This window comes from Streptococcus sp. ZY19097, from assembly GCF_040731245.1.
Classification (GTDB): Bacteria; Bacillota; Bacilli; order Lactobacillales; family Streptococcaceae; genus Streptococcus; species Streptococcus orisratti.
In genome coordinates, this window is record NZ_CP160400.1 from 1,361,670 (window position 1) to 1,379,060 (window position 17,391).

At 36.9% G+C, this 17,391-nt stretch carries 16 protein-coding genes; 12 read left to right on the forward strand and 4 right to left on the reverse strand.

Translation table 11 applies throughout. The annotated features are described in order from the left end of the window. The first annotated feature begins 7 nt into the window (after window positions 1-7). The 4 genes from ABZ559_RS06980 (at window position 8) to ABZ559_RS06995 (ending at window position 4,736) form a co-directional block, all read left to right on the forward strand. Entirely contained in the window at window positions 8-1,063 is a 1,056-nt protein-coding gene (locus ABZ559_RS06980) for a BMP family protein (RefSeq protein WP_018375415.1), read from the forward strand. Between the two features lie 127 nt (window positions 1,064-1,190). After that, entirely contained in the window at window positions 1,191-2,717 is a 1,527-nt protein-coding gene (locus ABZ559_RS06985; protein WP_321058226.1) for an ABC transporter ATP-binding protein, read from the forward strand. Beyond that, complete coding sequence (locus tag ABZ559_RS06990; protein WP_367005679.1) at window positions 2,717-3,778, forward strand: ABC transporter permease; 1,062 nt, start codon at window positions 2,717-2,719, stop codon at window positions 3,776-3,778. The genes ABZ559_RS06985 and ABZ559_RS06990 overlap by 1 nt, the downstream gene beginning before the upstream one ends. Window position 3,779: 1 nt before the next feature. Next, entirely contained in the window at window positions 3,780-4,736 is a 957-nt protein-coding gene (locus tag ABZ559_RS06995; RefSeq protein WP_273413431.1) for an ABC transporter permease, read from the forward strand. 51 nt (window positions 4,737-4,787) lie between these two features. Here ABZ559_RS06995 and ABZ559_RS07000 read toward each other — a convergent pair whose 3' ends face one another. After that, the gene (locus tag ABZ559_RS07000; RefSeq protein WP_273413429.1) at window positions 4,788-5,870 is read right to left on the reverse strand and encodes a DEAD/DEAH box helicase; all 1,083 of its coding nucleotides are present in this window, start codon (window positions 5,868-5,870) and stop codon (window positions 4,788-4,790) included. Between the two features lie 90 nt (window positions 5,871-5,960). On the opposite strand from ABZ559_RS07000, the gene udk reads away from it, so the two are divergent. The 6 genes from udk to ABZ559_RS07030 all read left to right on the forward strand — a co-directional run bounded on the left by udk (window position 5,961) and on the right by ABZ559_RS07030 (window position 13,302). Beyond that, window positions 5,961-6,587: a uridine kinase gene (udk, locus tag ABZ559_RS07005; protein WP_018375420.1), complete on the forward strand. Its 627-nt coding sequence runs from the start codon at window positions 5,961-5,963 to the stop codon at window positions 6,585-6,587. Window positions 6,588-7,292: 705 nt separating this feature from the next. Beyond that, window positions 7,293-8,750 carry an HlyD family secretion protein gene (locus ABZ559_RS07010; protein ID WP_367005681.1) on the forward strand — a complete coding sequence of 486 codons (1,458 nt, stop codon included), beginning with the start codon at window positions 7,293-7,295 and terminating at the stop codon, window positions 8,748-8,750. Between the two features lie 244 nt (window positions 8,751-8,994). Then, window positions 8,995-9,693: a GntR family transcriptional regulator gene (locus ABZ559_RS07015; protein WP_273402914.1), complete on the forward strand. Its 699-nt coding sequence runs from the start codon at window positions 8,995-8,997 to the stop codon at window positions 9,691-9,693. A 194-nt stretch (window positions 9,694-9,887) separates the two neighbouring features. Beyond that, window positions 9,888-10,220 carry a putative DNA-binding protein gene (locus ABZ559_RS07020; RefSeq protein WP_018375500.1) on the forward strand — a complete coding sequence of 111 codons (333 nt, stop codon included), beginning with the start codon at window positions 9,888-9,890 and terminating at the stop codon, window positions 10,218-10,220. A gap of 152 nt (window positions 10,221-10,372) precedes the next feature. Continuing rightward, the gene (gene ffh / locus ABZ559_RS07025; protein WP_273402919.1) at window positions 10,373-11,938 is read left to right on the forward strand and encodes a signal recognition particle protein; all 1,566 of its coding nucleotides are present in this window, start codon (window positions 10,373-10,375) and stop codon (window positions 11,936-11,938) included. Between the two features lie 278 nt (window positions 11,939-12,216). Beyond that, window positions 12,217-13,302: an iron-containing alcohol dehydrogenase family protein gene (locus ABZ559_RS07030; RefSeq protein ID WP_367005682.1), complete on the forward strand. Its 1,086-nt coding sequence runs from the start codon at window positions 12,217-12,219 to the stop codon at window positions 13,300-13,302. Between the two features lie 158 nt (window positions 13,303-13,460). On the opposite strand, the gene ABZ559_RS07035 is transcribed toward ABZ559_RS07030, so the two are convergent. Further along, complete coding sequence (locus ABZ559_RS07035; RefSeq protein WP_367005683.1) at window positions 13,461-13,760, reverse strand: helix-turn-helix transcriptional regulator; 300 nt, start codon at window positions 13,758-13,760, stop codon at window positions 13,461-13,463. A gap of 397 nt (window positions 13,761-14,157) precedes the next feature. On the opposite strand from ABZ559_RS07035, the gene ABZ559_RS07040 reads away from it, so the two are divergent. Together ABZ559_RS07040 and xerS are read left to right on the forward strand one after the other, a co-directional pair. Beyond that, entirely contained in the window at window positions 14,158-14,502 is a 345-nt protein-coding gene (locus tag ABZ559_RS07040; RefSeq protein WP_018375503.1) for an ATP-binding cassette domain-containing protein, read from the forward strand. A gap of 130 nt (window positions 14,503-14,632) precedes the next feature. Further along, a complete protein-coding gene (gene xerS, locus ABZ559_RS07045; protein WP_018375504.1) occupies window positions 14,633-15,703 on the forward strand; it encodes a tyrosine recombinase XerS in 1,071 nt (356 codons plus the stop codon). A gap of 51 nt (window positions 15,704-15,754) precedes the next feature. Here xerS and ABZ559_RS07050 read toward each other — a convergent pair whose 3' ends face one another. Next, a complete protein-coding gene (locus ABZ559_RS07050) occupies window positions 15,755-16,693 on the reverse strand; it encodes a sensor histidine kinase (RefSeq protein ID WP_367005685.1) in 939 nt (312 codons plus the stop codon). Next, window positions 16,690-17,355, reverse strand: coding sequence for a response regulator transcription factor (locus ABZ559_RS07055; protein WP_367005687.1), 666 nt, complete (start codon window positions 17,353-17,355; stop codon window positions 16,690-16,692). Before ABZ559_RS07055 ends, ABZ559_RS07050 begins: the two co-directional genes overlap by 4 nt. Window positions 17,356-17,391 lie beyond the last annotated feature (36 nt).

Consider the following 17,391-nt stretch of genomic DNA (forward strand, 5'->3'; position numbering starts at 1 on the left):
CAGTTACATGAACAAGAAAATTGTTGGATTCGGTTTGGCTTCAGTTGCAGTTCTTGGACTTGCAGCATGTGGAAACCGTGGAGCATCTAAATCAGACAGTAGCAATGCTAAAACTGATTTGAAAGTAGCTATGGTTACTGATACTGGTGGTGTTGATGATAAATCATTTAACCAGTCAGCTTGGGAAGGACTTCAAGCTTGGGGGAAAGAAAATGGTCTCTCAAAAGGCCAAGGGTTTGATTACTTCCAATCAACAAGCGAATCAGATTATGCAACTAACCTTGATACAGCTGTTTCAAGTGGCTACAAATTAGTCTTTGGTATCGGTTTTGCTCTTCATGATGCTGTAGAAAAAGCAGCAGGTGATAATGCTGATACTAATTATGTCATTATTGATGATACAATCAGCGGTAAGGATAATGTTGCCAGCGTGACATTTGCGGATAATGAATCTGGCTACCTTGCTGGTATTGCAGCAGCTAAGTCAACAAAAACAAAAATTGTAGGTTTTGTTGGTGGTATGGAATCAGAAGTTATTACACGTTTCCGTGCTGGATTTGAAGCTGGGGTTAAGTCAGTAGATGATTCAATTAAAGTGAAAGTGGATTATGCTGGTTCGTTTGGTGATGCTGCTAAAGGTAAAACGATTGCTGCTACACAATATGCTGCTGGTGCCGATATTATCTACCAAGTTGCAGGCGGAACTGGTGCAGGTGTCTTTTCAGAAGCTAAATCAGAAAATGAATCTCGTAACGAATCTGATAAAGTTTGGGTAATCGGTGTTGACCGTGACCAATCTGCTGAAGGAAATTATACTTCTAAAGATGGAAAAAAATCAAACTTTGTTTTAGCTTCAACAATTAAAGAAGTTGGTAAAGCAGTACAACTTATCTCAAATAAAACTGCTAAAGGTAAATTCCCAGGTGGCGAGATAACAACTTATGGTCTGAAAGATAAGGGGGTAGATATTGCTACAACTAATCTATCAGATGATGCTGTTGCCGCTATCAAAGAAGCAAAAGAAAAAATCATCTCAGGCGATCTTAAGGTTCCTGAAAAATAATCTTTAAAAGGGCGACCTTAATCGGTTGTCTCTTTTTTGGGGCTGGGGTTTTTATACCTCAGTAAAACTCATCAAGGATGATGAGTTTTACTGAATTATAAAGATTTTTTCTGAAAGGGAGAACCACATGACACAAAATGTCATTGAAATGAAGGAAATTACCAAAAAGTTTGGTGATTTCGTTGCGAATGATCACATTAATTTGACTGTTCGTAAAGGTGAAATTCACGCCTTGCTTGGTGAAAATGGTGCTGGTAAGTCAACATTGATGAATATGTTGGCGGGGCTTTTAGAGCCAACCAGTGGTGAAATTGTGATCAATGGACAAGTAGTTAAAATTGACTCACCTTCCAAATCGTCACAACTTGGAATTGGTATGGTGCACCAGCATTTTATGCTTGTGGAAGCCTTTACGGTTGCAGAAAATATTATTCTGGGAAATGAAGTTGTCAAAAAAGGTGTTCTTGATTTAAAAAAAGCTTCTCAGGACATCCTCGACTTGTCTCACAAATATGGTCTTGCGGTTGACCCTGACGCTAAGGTGGCGGATATCTCTGTTGGAGCTCAACAACGTGCTGAAATCTTAAAAACTCTCTACCGTGGGGCAGATATTTTAATTTTTGATGAACCGACTGCTGTTTTAACACCATCTGAAATTCATGAACTGATGGAAATTATGAAGCATCTTGTCAAAGAAGGGAAATCTATTATTTTGATTACTCACAAATTAGACGAGATACGTGCTGTTGCAGATCGCGTTACCGTTATCCGTCGTGGTAAGAGTATTGAGACAGTAGATGTAGCAGGAGCAACATCACAAGAACTAGCAGAAATGATGGTCGGACACTCCGTTTCCTTTACTACAGATAAAGAAGCATCGAAACCAAAAGATGTTGTTCTCTCCATTAAGGATTTGATTGTTAATGAGAATCGTGGTATTCCAGCTGTTAAAAATCTTTCTCTGGAGGTCAGAGGGGGAGAAATTGTTGGGATAGCTGGAATTGATGGTAATGGTCAGAGTGAGCTTGTACAGGCCATTACAGGACTTCGAAAAGTCAAAGCTGGTTCTATTACGATTAAAGGACAAGATGTCACGAAACTTTCAAGCCGTAAAATTACAGAATTGAGTGTTGGGCATGTCCCTGAAGACCGCCATCGCGATGGATTGGTTTTAGAAATGACCATGGCTGAAAATTTAGCTCTTCAGACTTACTACAAAGAACCTATGAGCAAAAATGGAATTTTGAACTTTTCCCATATCAATGAGTATGCTCGTAAATTGATGAAAGAATTTGACGTACGCGGAGCTGGTGAATTTGTTCTTGCTAAAGGTTTTTCAGGTGGTAATCAACAAAAAGCGATTATCGCTCGTGAAATCGATCGTGACCCTGATTTACTTATCGTTAGTCAGCCAACGCGCGGGCTTGATGTGGGAGCAATCGAGTATATTCACAAGCGTCTCATTGAAGAACGTGATAGAGGAAAGGCTGTTTTGGTAGTCAGTTTTGAACTTGACGAAATCTTAAACTTGTCCGACCGTATTGCTGTTATTCACGATGGTAAAATTCAAGGCATCGTAACACCAGCTGAAACAAATAAACAAGAACTTGGTATTTTGATGGCTGGTGGAAAAATTGAAAAAGGAGGAGAGTAATGTCTAAACGAACACAACAAATTGCGGTTCCTCTAATTTCAGTTTTACTAGGAATCGTGTTAGGAGCTATCATCATGCTCATTTTTGGATATGATCCAATTTGGGGCTATGAAGGATTGTTTCAAACAGCTTTTGGGAATATCAAGAATATCGGTGAAATTTTTCGTGCTATGGCACCTCTAATCTTAGTGGCTCTTGGTTTCTCTGTTGCCAGCCGTGCAGGTTTCTTTAATGTTGGTTTACCAGGTCAAGCTTTGGCAGGTTGGATTGCTGCTGGTTGGTTTGCATTGTCACAGCCAGACATGCCACGTCCCTTGATGATTTTATGTACGATTGTAATTGCTGCTCTTGCTGGAGGAATTGCTGGTGCGATTCCAGGAGTTCTTCGTGCTTATCTTGGGACCAGTGAAGTCATTGTAACTATTATGATGAACTATATTATTCTTTACTCTGGTAACGCAGTCATTCAAAATCTCTTTTCTAAGAATATCATGCGTACTACAGATTCTAGTATTTATGTTGGTGCAAATGCTTCTTACCAAACGGAATGGTTATCAGCTCTGACAAATAATTCTCGGATTAATATTGGTATTTTCATAGCTTTCATTGGTGTAGCGATTATCTGGTTCTTGCTTAATAAAACAACACTTGGATTTGAAATTCGCTCAGTTGGTTTGAATCCACATGCTAGTGAGTATGCAGGAATGTCTGCTAAGCGCACCATCATCTTGTCAATGATTATCTCTGGTGCCTTTGCGGGTCTTGGGGGTGTCGTTGAAGGACTCGGAACTTTCCAAAATGTCTTTGTTCAATCAAGTTCTATTTCAATAGGTTTTGACGGTATGGCGGTCAGCTTGCTTGCAGCTAATAATCCAATTGGTATTCTATTTGCAGCCTTCTTATTTGCTGTTTTGAGTATTGGTGCACCAGGGATGAACATTGCAGGAATTCCGCCTGAACTGATTAAGGTTGTGACTGCTTCAATTATCTTCTTTGTTGGTATTCACTACATTATTGAGCATTTCTTAAAACCAAGAAAACAAGAGAAAGGTGGTAAATAAGATGAGTTTAACAACGATTTTAGCGCTGATGGTCTCATCCATGTTGATTTACGCAACACCACTTATCTTTACAAGTATCGGCGGAACCTTCTCCGAACGAGGCGGCATTGTTAATGTCGGTTTGGAGGGAATTATGGTTATGGGAGCTTTTTCAGGAGTTGTTTTCAATCTAGAATTTGCATCAACATTTGGAAAAGCAACGCCTTGGTTGGCTGTACTGGTTGGTGGAATTGTCGGAATTTTATTTTCTATTATTCATGCTGCAGCAACGATTAATTTCCGTGCAGATCATGTCATCAGTGGAACGGTGCTTAACTTAATGGCTCCATCGCTCGCTGTATTTCTGACAAAAGTTTTGTATAATAAAGGGCAGACAGATAATATTCAAGAGTCTTTCGGAAAATTTAATTTTCCACTTTTGTCAGATATTCCTATCATTGGGCAAATTTTCTTTAAAAACACGAGTATTCTTGGCTATATCGCTATTTTAGTAGCCTTTGTCTCTTGGTTTGTCCTTTTTAAGACACGCTTTGGACTTCGTCTGCGTTCGGTCGGGGAACATCCACAAGCAGCGGATACACTTGGGATTAACGTTTATTTAATGCGTTACCTAGGTGTCATGATTTCAGGTTTCCTTGGTGGTATGGGTGGTGCTATCTATGCTCAGTCTATCTCGGTTAACTTTGCTGTAACAACTATACTTGGACCTGGATTTATTGCTCTTGCAGCTATGATTTTTGGTAAATGGAATCCAATCGGTGCCATGTTAGCTAGTCTATTCTTTGGGCTATCGCAGTCTTTAGCTGTCATTGGTGGACAATTACCACTTTTAGCTTCTATTCCCAAAGTCTATTTACAAATTGCACCGTACGTGTTAACAGTCGTTGTACTTGCGGTATTCTTTGGACAAGCTGTGGCACCAAAGGCTGACGGTGTTAATTATATTAAATCTAAATAATGGTTTGATTTTCCTTTAGATAATATAAATAGAGAGTTGATCTGCAACTCTCTATTTTATATACAATTGTTGATTTTTTACAAAAATTTCTGAAACATTTGCAAATTTCTTCAATTTTTTGAGATCTTCTGGATGAGCAACAAAAGTGATAACCGCACCAGCCTTGCCCATACGTCCAGTACGTCCAGCTCTATGAGTGTAAGTTTCAATATCTCGTGCAATATCAAAGTTGATAACATATTCTAGGTTATCGATATCGATTCCTCGTGCAACGAGGTCAGTTGCTAATAGTAAAGCTAATTCATGGTTTTTAAATTTTTCTAAAATAATCTTTCGGAATTTTACATTAACGTCACTGGCCAACGAAATAGCAGATGTGTGATTGAATTGCAGACGTTCTTCACTGGCTCCTAAATCAGAAAGGTTATTAAAAAAAACAAGACCTCGAAAACCTGGAATATTAGCTAATTTACGCAAGAGTTCAACTCGGTTACGTTTGTCAATTGTGATATAATAATGACTAATTGTATCAAGTGCTGAACCAGACAAGTCAAATCTCAGTGTATTTTCAGCTAGTAGAGAACTGTCAACCTTATTAGTCGCACTCATGTAAATCATTTGATGGTTACGTGGTACGTAGTTGATGATTTTACTAACAAAATGATATTGCGATTCACTCAAAAGTTCATCAAACTCATCTAAAACGATAGTATCAATAGCCATCATTTTAATTTTTTTTAATTTAATCAATTCAAAAACACGACCTGGAGTTCCAATGAGAATTTCAGGTCCTTTTTTGAGACGCTCAATTTGACGTTTTTGGCTTGAACCAGAGAGAAATAGCTGAGCAGTCAATCCTAATGGCTCTGCCCATTCTTTAGAAACTTCAAATATTTGGCCAGCTAGCTCAGTGTTTGGAGCGAGAATTAGCAACTGTTGAGACTTTTTAGGCTTTAGTTTGAGGAGACTTGGGAGAAGATAGGCTAAAGTTTTCCCTGTTCCTGTAGGACTAATGCCTAGCACATTGTCCCCTTGGGAAATAGGTTCAAATACCTTACGTTGAATATCGGTTAGTTGTGTGAAGTCAAGCTTAGCCATTTTTTCCTGCCAAGCCTTTGGAAATGTTGAAATCATAGTTTTCCTTATCTTTTTGCTTATTTCCTTTTATTATAGCATGAAATTTGGTAAAATAAACAGAAAGACTTTTTAAAACTGGAGTAACAAATGCGAAATAAACCAATTATTATCGGTGTTACGGGTGGTTCTGGTGGTGGAAAAACCAGTGTTTCTCAGGCCATTCTAGCTAATTTTCCTGATGAAAAAATTGCAATGATTGAACACGATTCTTATTATAAGGATCAAAGTCATTTGTCATTTGAAGAACGAATTAAAACGAATTATGACCATCCTCTGGCTTTCGATACGGATTTTATGATTGAACAACTTAAAGAGCTTATTGCTGGTCGCCCAGTGGATATTCCTATCTACGATTACACTCAGCACACAAGGAGCAATAAGACGTATCGTCAAGAGCCTCAAGATGTTTTTATTATCGAGGGCATATTGGTCATGGAGGATGAACGTCTTAGGAATCTCATGGATATTAAACTATTTGTTGATACTGATGATGATATTAGAATTATTCGTCGTATTAAGCGCGATATGGTTGAACGAGGCCGTAGTCTTGATAGCATTATTGAGCAATATATAAATGTTGTGAAACCAATGTATCATCAATTTATTGAGCCAACTAAGCGTTATGCTGACATTGTTATTCCAGAAGGAGTCAGTAATGTTGTTGCCATTGACTTAATTAACACCAAGGTAGCCAGCATTTTGAAAGCATGGTAAATGTCATGTGCAACTTAGCCAATGTGCAAAAACTTCTTTGAAAATCTGCAATCCAATATTTTCTTAGAATAGTTGTTTATCCAATTTTCAATGAATGCGACTTGTTGTTGAGGCGCATTTTTTGCTTTCCTTTGAATAGATTTTCTGTGTAAAGTTAGCTGAGTAAATTCATTCAAAGCCTAGTGTTAACAGTCTTCCCTAATTGTCAAGACACTACAAAGGTCAATTTGCTCGCTAACACAAACTGACCTTAGATACTATTTTAACAATTTCCAATATATCACAGAATGATAGAGACACATTCGTACTCTTCGAAAATCAAGTTTCGCTCAAAGATTTTTTCAAATTACTGATTCTGACGCCACGTATATTCCAGAAAACTGAAATCAGAGTAATCAATAACATCAATGTGACAATAATTATTACGACTGTTAGAGTAAACATAGCACTAATAGATGAAAAAATTCTTATATACGAAAGCAAGTGCAAATACACTTAATAATGCTCTAAAAATCTTTCCTTTCATAATGGTTTTCTCCAAAGTTAAGAACGATAGATAAAACAAGCTTGGCCTATCTTACAGCCACATTGTAAACCTTTTCAAAAAAATGTCAAGTATTTATCTGCAACAATTTCAACAAAATGCTATTTTTGTCTGAAAAATAGTTTTGTGATAAAATAGTGGGACAAGAAAGTGAGGTCGTGATGCGAGGTAAGCACCAAAAAAGAAAAGGTCTTTTCCGAAAGGGGGAATTGATAGCTCTAGGAGTGATGATTAGTTTTGTTCTCATCTTATTTGCTGTTACAGGAAGTTTCGCAGTAATTAAAAATACTTTTTTTCCCCAACACAATCTTGCAACCTTCAAAACAGGTCAATCAGTTCAAATTATTAGCGATGATAAGACAAATAAACTTGAAAAATATAAAAATTGGATAGGCGAGATTACCTCAATTACTGCTAAGCAGACTAATAAAAAATACCTCTACACTTATCGGATTACATTTGACAACGGGAAAGTACTCAAGGCTGTTAAGGCTAAGTTTTTAAAAAATGCGCCAAAAGCTGCCTATTCTAAAAACACTCTTATTCAAATTGCATCTAATGCAGAAACCGATAGTGATGGCTATAGTCTAGTGGAATTTCGAGGGAAAGTAGCGCACATTGATAAAGTTCATCCAAATTATGCCAATAATGATGGCGGCTACTTGTATGATGTTAGTCTTAAGGAGGATGGCAGAACAATCACTAACATTACAGAATCCGCCCTGACTAGCTTGTATCAAATAGCTTTAAAACAAGATAATTCTGCCAGTCAAAACAATGAGGCATTACGTCAAGCTTTTGACTATGCTAGAGCACATCCAGAAACTATACTGGCTTTTCCTAGCGGAAAATTCGATATTGGTAGTTCTAATCCTGAAAAGGATTATCAACAATTGCCATCTGATACTCAGCTTTATGGAAATGAGACGAAACTTAATATTCAAGGTCGAATATACTGGTTGGGATTTGCGACAGGAGCAGGAGCAACAGAAGGTGTGAAAAATTTTAGTATGTCCTATATTGACTTTATTGCTGATAATTTGACAGAGGGAAATCAGTTCATGATAATGGCAAATCATGGCGATAATTGGCAAATAAAACACAATAGCTTTACCATGGTTCAGAAAAAAGGTAGCCATATATTTGACTTAGGTGGCTTACAAAATTCGATTTTTGATAGCAATCAATTCATTGGCTACGCACCAGAACTGACAGAAATTTCAGAAATTCCGATCGGGTCCGACCTACATGATTATTACGCGGAGGCTATTCAAATAGATGCTTCAGACAATTCAGGAATTTGGGACGGTGGTATTTTACAACAAGTAGATGCGAATTACAGTCAAAATAACCCAAGTAAACAACTGAGTTCTAATATCACTATCAGTAATAATTCATTTTTACCATACAGTGATAGTGCTGGAAATATCATTGCCTACAGTGCAAGCATCGGGCAGCATTCCTCCGAAGTTGGTGAAATAACCGTTTATGGCAATACCTTTACATCTAGTCTAGTGAGTCGATATCCTGAGGCTCAAACTGAGTGGGTCATGAAACCAATTCATTTCCCTGAAATTTCAGCCTCTAAAATCGTTAGCTATGATAATATAACAAATTAGAGAATTAAGAACCTGTATTCACAAGTGAAGTACTTATAGATAAGAGATAGTTTTTCGCTAATCAAGGCAGTTTTTTGAGAGGAGAATACTAACTGTATTAAAAAATAACTAACAATGAGTAGCTCAAAAACTAGCCTTAGATAAAAGTGCTGAACTGTGGATACAGGTTCTTAAAAAAAACAGCTCTGCTATTTTTTAAGAAATATGATAAAATAAGGCGTAGAAACGAACTAAGGAGAGCAAAATGATCCCAGCTTATGTCAAAATTCACGATGCCATCCGAAAGGAAATTGAAGAGGGAATTTGGAAGATTGGACAACGTTTACCAAGCGAACGAGATTTGGCGGATGTTTATGAAGTTAGCCGAATGACTTTACGTCAAGCAATCACGCTTTTGGTTGATGAAGGTATTTTGGAGCGTCGAGTGGGAAGTGGAACCTATGTCTCAGGACGACGTGTACAGGAAAAAATGCGTGGAACAACTAGTTTTACTGAAATTGTTAGAGCTCAGGGTAAAACACCATCGTCACAATTGATTTCCTATCAGAAAAAACTTGCCAGCGAAGATGAAATCAAGCGTTTAGAATTGCGTCCGACCGATTTTGTTGTCCGTATGGAGCGCGTGCGGTTCGCGGATAAAATCCCATTGGTATTTGAAGTAGCCTCAATTCCTGAGAAATTGATTCGCCAATTTAAACGTGAAGAAATTACGGAGCACTTTTTTCAGACATTAACAGACAATGGCTTTGAAATCGGGAAAAGCCAGCAAACCATTTATGCCAAAAATGCTAGCGAGCGCGTAGCTAACTTCCTAACAATTCCCAAAGGACAAGCAGTATTGGCTTTGACACAAGTTTCCTACTTTACAAATGGTCAACCTTTTGAGTATGTTCACAGCCAGTATGTCGGAGATCGTTTTGAATTTTATTTGGAAAATAACTAAGCGATGAATTTTACATAATTATATTTACGTAAAATAACAAAGAATCAAGGAGGCGCTTTTTGAATGTTGTTTACATAAATTTAATTACGTTAAATTATATTCAACCCCTTTTTCAGCATGGCATCCTATATTTCCCAAAGAAACATACTAATTCAGACTATAAAAAATAGTAAGATTATGGTAGAATAAAGCTTATGGAAATTGAGAAAACCAATCGAATGAATGCTTTATTCGAATTTTATGCAGCCTTGTTAACAGATAAGCAGATGAATTACATCGAGCTTTATTATGCTGATGATTACAGTCTTGCTGAAATTGCGGAAGAATTCGGTGTCAGCCGTCAAGCGGTCTATGATAATATTAAACGGACTGAAAAAATCTTAGAAGCTTACGAAATGAAGTTACACATGTATTCGGATTACATTGTGCGGAGTGAGATTTTTGACGACATCATTGGTAAATATCCCGATGACAACTTTCTTCAGGAAAAAATCGCCATTCTGATGAGTATTGATAATCGCGATTAAAAATAGCAGAGCAGATATTTTACATGAGAATGATGACTAAAATATTGTGAAAGGAAAAATGAGTGCTGTGTTCAGATGAACCTAAGCTAGGCAATTGTGAAGAGATACGTTTTATTCATTTCGATTGCACTTAGCCGCTCAGGTATTTAATTATGGCATTTGAAAGTTTAACAGAACGCTTACAAGGCGTTTTCAAAAATTTACGTGGTAAGAAAAAACTCTCTGAAAAAGACGTTCAAGAAGTCACAAAAGAGATTCGTTTAGCCCTCCTTGAGGCGGACGTTGCTCTTCCTGTTGTCAAAACCTTCATCAAACGTGTTCGTGAACGAGCTGTCGGGCATGAAATCATTGATACGCTTGACCCAACGCAACAAATCGTTAAAATTGTCAACGAAGAATTGACGGAGATTTTAGGTTCTGAAACTGCAGAAATTGAAAAATCACCTAAAATCCCAACGATCATCATGATGGTCGGACTTCAAGGAGCTGGTAAAACAACATTTGCAGGAAAATTAGCTAATAAGCTCATTAAGGAAGAAAATGCTCGTCCTATGATGATTGCGGCTGATATTTATCGTCCCGCAGCCATCGACCAGTTAAAAACACTAGGTCAGCAGATTAATGTTCCAGTATTTGACATGGGAACTGACCACTCGGCTGTTGAAATCGTGGCAAATGGGTTAGCGCAAGCACGCGAAAATCGCAACGACTATGTATTGATTGATACCGCTGGTCGTTTGCAGATTGATGAAAAACTCATGGAAGAACTTCGTGATGTCAAGGCTCTAGCACAACCAAATGAAATTCTTCTTGTTATTGATAGCATGATTGGTCAGGAAGCCGCTAATGTTGCGGCTGAATTCCATAAACAATTGGAAATCACTGGGGTTATTTTAACCAAAATTGATGGAGATACCCGTGGTGGTGCAGCGCTTTCTGTTCGTGAAATCACCGGTAAACCAATCAAATTCACTGGTACTGGCGAAAAAATCACTGATATCGAAACATTCCACCCAGACCGCATGGCCAGCCGTATTCTCGGCATGGGCGACCTTTTGACCCTTATCGAAAAAGCTTCGCAGGAATATGATGAGAAAAAATCACTGGAACTCGCTGAGAAGATGCGTGAAAACACCTTTGATTTCAATGATTTCATCGATCAGCTTGATCAAGTTCAAAATATGGGACCGATGGAAGATTTGCTAAAAATGATTCCTGGTATGGCTAACAATCCCGCTCTTAAAAATTTCAAAGTTGATGAGCGTGAAATCGCCCGCAAGCGTGCCATCGTATCATCTATGACTCCTGAAGAGCGTGAAAATCCTGATTTACTTAATCCAAGCCGCCGACGACGTATCGCTGCAGGTTCTGGAAACAGTTTTGTTGAGGTTAATAAATTCATCAAGGACTTTAACCAAGCTAAAAGTATGATGCAAGGTGTTATGTCTGGAGATATGGATAAAGCTATGCGCCAAATGGGAATTAACCCTAACAATATGCCTAAAAACCTCCCTAACATGGATGGCATGGATATGTCAGCCCTTGAAGGTATGATGGGACAAGGTGGTATGCCAGATTTATCTGCTTTGAGTGGTAATATGGATATGAGCCAAATGTTTGGTGGTGGTCTAAAAGGAAAAGTCGGACAATTTGCCATGAAACAAGCTATGAAGCGTCAGGCTAATAAAATTAAGAAAGCTAAGAAAAAACGCAAATAGAAAAAAGAAGGAGAACACTTGTTGCATTCGAGTGCTCTCTTTGTTTTTAATAATTTGAGCTATTCAAAGAAAATCAAAATCTAATATGAAATGAGCTACAGCCCAAAACCGATAACTAGCAAGTGACATCATCAGTTTTGGATGATCCTTGTAGCTGTATGCAGTTATACAAATGCTAAATATTTCAATAGTACTGATAAATTAATTTTAAAAAAATAGTATATATTTTCAAAATAGGTGTATAATAATGATAATACTTTAGAAAAAGAGGTTTTAATATGACGACAACGATTATGTCAAATTATAGTTATGGTGTAGATGCATACAAAGAATTACCAGACGTTCTCAAAAAGTATGACTTTAAAAAGATTGCTTTTATTGGAGGAGAAAATGCCTTAGCAAGTGCTGAGAAGGAAGTTCGACAAGTGCTAGAAGGTACTTCCTATGACATTTTAACAAGTCTAGTATATGGTAAAAATTCTACTCTAGCTACCATTGAGCGGTTAGCCGCTGATGAAAATGTCCAAAAAGCAGATGTTATTTTTGGTTTTGGTGGTGGTAGAGCACTAGATACAACTAAAATGGTCGCAAAAACACTAGATAAGCCTGTATTTACCTTTCCAACCATTTGTTCCAATTGTTCAGCAGGAACAGCTATCGCTGTTGTTTACAATGAAGACCATTCTGTCAACTCATATGGCTATCCAGATGCTCCGTTGCATATTTTTATCAATACTCGTATTATTGCGGAAGCACCAACCAAATACTTTTGGGCAGGGATTGCAGATGGTATTTCAAAAGCGCCAGAAGTTGAACACGCCTCAGATGAGGCTCTAAAAAAAGGAAAAGTCCTGTCACATACAGCAACTTTGGGACGCGCAATTGCCTTATCATCTAAGGAAGCCTTTTATCGTTATGGTGAAGAAGCCATGAAAGATGTGGAAAGCAATCGTGCTAGCAAGGCTGTCGAAGAAATCGCCCTTGATATCATTGTCTCAACAGGATATGCCTCAAATCTAGTTAACCAACCAGACTTTTATTACAATTCTGCCCACGCTCATGCTTTTTATAACGCCACGATGTCAATCCCTCGTCAGGGAGAATATTTGCACGGTGTGGTGGTTTCGTTTGGCGTCTTAGTCCTTCATGCTTATTATGATGAAATGGATGAACTTAGACAAGTAGCTGAATTTAATAGAAAGCTAGGCCTTCCAGTTACCTTGGAAGATTTGGGACTAGAAGAAAAAGATGTTCCTAAAATTGTTGAAGTTGCAATGACGACAAATGAATACAAAAATACACCGTTTGATCCGGAAAAATACAAACAGGCAATCCTAATAGCAGATCAATTGGGAAGAAAATGAAATTATTACTCCTTCCATACTCAAGAAAAGAATACATTTGAGTATGGAAGGATAAATTTATAAATAGGCTCTACAATCTTTGTTACGAAGTTCTCGACAAGATTGTAGAGCCTATTTTTGACTTTGAAATCAGCCTTTAGTTTAGCCTCTGTCACGAATTAGCTGTTATTTTGTAATTGACAAGTCGGATTACAACAAGTGTCACAAGGGAGTCTTGTTGAAAGAAGAGTTGTTTGCTTTTTCAATTCATGAGGATAAACACCTATATATTTTTTGAAAAGGCTTGAAAAACGACTATGTGATTTATAACCGACAGCATTAGCAACCTCTTTAATCTCTAATTGCGTTGTTGTTAACAAATGCTCAGCCAAGTTCATGCGTTGCTCTTGAATATACTCAGTGATTGTCATGTTATATTTGAATTTAAATAGATTTTTTAGCTTTTTCTTACTCATCATAGCGATTTTTGCTAGTAAATCTTGGGGGATAGTGGTGGTCAAATGATCATTGATGTAATGTTTGACATTATCCAGGGCTTGAATTATCGTCAGGGTTAATCTTTTTCTCTTTTTGTTGACTATAGTAATTATTGATGATTATGCTTAGCCACTCTTTCGCTTTGACTTCGTAAAAAAGTTCACTCCCTACGGATGAAATCTTATAATTGAAAATTTCATCAGCAATTTTACTTATCTTATCACTAATAAAACATTTCGTTTCTTGGAAAATTTGAAAAATCAGCTCTTGACTTAATTCGTATTGTCCAACTAAATAGTCATCAATTATTTTTTGTGTGAAGTGTACATTAAGAATATGATAGTTAGAATGTTTATGTAGGTGGAATTGAAGCGATTGATGATGATTGAAAAAGACACGGAAATTTCCATTGTTAGCGATAACAAGAAAACTAAAAAAGATGCGCTCACCCAGTTTTGTTTGAGCGATAAGCTGGAAAGGCATCCGCAAAGTTTATCAGGAGGAGAAAAGCAACGTTTGTTATTAGCCATGGCAACAGCATCAAACAAACCAATTGTGATTTTAGATGAGCCAACAAGTGGGCTTTGCAGAAGACAAATGGAGCGTATGGTTGAGGATTTACATGAAATGGCAAAATCAGGAAAATTGATAATCGTTGTAACACATGATTTCGAACTTATCAAAACCTGTAGTAAAGGAAGAATCATTGAATTCGTTGAATAATTTGATGCCCCTCATATTATTTGTGTGAGAGGGTATTCTCTCTTAATATCTTTCCGAAAAACTGTAATTTTCTTGAAACTTATCTAGGGTTATGTTATACTACTTATATAGTTAAAATCAGGAGGAAATCATGCGACGTGATTTATTGCTTGAAAAAATTGAACAATTAAAAGAAATTATGCCTTGGTATGTCTTAGACTATTACCAATCAAAACTTTCAGTTCCTTATAGTTTCACAACTTTATATGAGTATCTAAAAGAATATCGGCGATTCTTAGAATGGCTGATTGATTCTGGAATTTCAGATGTTAATAAAATTGCTGACGTTGAATTGACTACTTTAGAACATTTATCAAAAAAGGATATGGAATCTTTTATCCTTTATCTGCGTGAACGTCCATCACTCAATACCTATTCAACCAAACAAGGCGTCTCTCAAACAACTATTAATCGTACTCTGGCTGCCCTCTCTAGTCTCTTTAAATATTTGACTGAAGAGGTTGAAAATACAGACGGTGAACCTTATTTCTATCGAAATGTTATGAATAAAGTATCCACCAAGAAGAAAAAAGAAACCTTAGCAGCTCGTGCTGAAAATATTAAACAAAAACTCTTTTTAGGTGATGAAACGATGGCATTTTTGGACTATATAGATTGTGAATATGAGAACAAACTTTCCAATCGAGCCAAATCATCTTTCCGAAAAAATAAGGAACGTGACTTAGCGATAATCGCCCTACTGCTAGCGTCTGGGGTTCGTCTATCTGAAGCAGTCAATCTTGACCTCAAAGACCTCAATCTTAATATGATGGTTATTGAAGTCACCCGAAAAGGTGGTAAGCGAGATTCTGTCAATGTTGCTTCTTTTGCTAAACCCTACTTGGAAAAATACCTTCACATTCGCAAATCTCGATATAAAGCTGAAAAACAGGATTTTGCACTTTTTTTAACAGAATATCGTGGTGTACCAAACCGCATTGATGCTTCAAGTGTTGAAAAAATGGTTGGAAAGTATTCTCAAGATTTTAAAATTCGAGTAACTCCCCATAAATTACGTCACACTCTTGCCACACGTCTATACGATGCTACAAAATCTCAAGTTTTAGTAAGTCATCAACTTGGTCATGCCTCAACTCAGGTTACAGACCTCTACACCCACATTGTTAATGATGAACAAAAAAATGCCTTGGATAAACTCTAAAAACCTACAAGTATTCCTGTAGGTTTTTACATAATTAAATTTATGTAAAAATTATCGCTTAATTGAAACTGTTGTTCCGTGGTCAACTTGACTACTAATGGAAATAACAAAGCCCAAACGATCCAAAACCTGTTTTGTCATGTAAAGTCCAAAGCCTGTAGCCTTCTGATGTTCATGACCATTGTAACCTGTAAAACCTTCCTCAAAAAGTCGAGGTAAATCTTCTTCTAGTATTCCAATACCATGATCAATGATACTAATTTGACCTTGTGAAATATTGACTTGAATCACTGAATTCTCTTTAGAATACTTAATAGCGTTATCCAGAATTTGTGAAATAGCAAAGCTGAGCCATTTTTTATCCGTCTTTAAATACCAATCCCCATCAATATCAACAGACATTTGCTTTATTAAAAAAGAAATTCGGTATTTCTTAACCAGATCAGCGACCAAGTCACGCATAGAACATTCCTCAAAACGAAAATCATCCTTGTTTTGATTGAATTTAAGGTATGTCAAAAGCGTATCAAGATAATTTTCCAAACGTAAAAGTTGCTGCCTGACATCGTGTTTATTTAGGTGATCAGTCTGGCTCATCAAGGAAAGAGCTGAAATAGGAACCTTCATTTGATGCGTCCACATTTTTATCATACTTTGTAAATCTTCTATTTGAGATTTTTGAGTTAGCAATAGCTCTGCTTCTGCTTCTTTTTGCTTAGTAAGTAAATCGCGATAGGCTAAGTCTGAAGGCAAATGAAGTTCATTTAGCTCTTCTATGTAAATACCATTTTGTAGCGCAGCCATTTTTTTACGAAATTGCTGAAATTTCCATAAGCTAACCAATATTAACAAACAAAAGTTGAGGTAAAAGCTTGCTTTAAAATAGGCAAGGGGAAGATGGTAAAGATAAAAGGTCAAAAAATACAACAAACTCAAACCGAGATAGATAGCATACCAAGCTATGTATTCTTTAAAAAATTTCCAAATCATTTGAGTAAATATCCCACTCCTCTCACAGTATGAATACGGTCAAATCCAAGCGGAGAAATCTTTTTACGTAAACGTGCCATATTAACACTTAAAGTGTTTTGATCAATAAAGCTATCATTTTCCCAAAGTTTTTCTAGTAATTCTTCTTTTGAAACAACCTGATTATGATGAGCGAAAAGAATTGCTAGAATTTTATTTTCCGTTGGAGACAAATTTATCTGATCCTGACCGTTTGATAGCATACCATCTCGACTGAGACTGTATTGATCGATTTGATAAACATCACTGGTAAAATGCTGTGCACGACGCAAAAAAGCAGAAATCTTAGCATCCAGAATAGTCAATGAAAATGGTTTACAAATGAAATCATCTCCTCCCATATTTAAGGCCATAACTGCGTCCATTTCATCGCTACTAGACGAAATAAATATGATGGGCATGGTCATGCTTTTACGAATTTCTGTTGTCCAGTAAAAACCGTTAAAATAAGGGAGTGTGATATCCATCAAAACCAAATCAGGTTTGATGGTTTCTACCTCGTGACGAATATCGCGAAAATTGCTGACACTAAAAACGTCATAATGCTGTTTAAGATGGTCTTTTAACAAAGAAACGATGGTCGCGTCGTCTTCAATAATATAAATCTTTTCTTGTTTCATCATGCTTCTATTTTACCAAAAAAGTGGCGAAAATCGCCA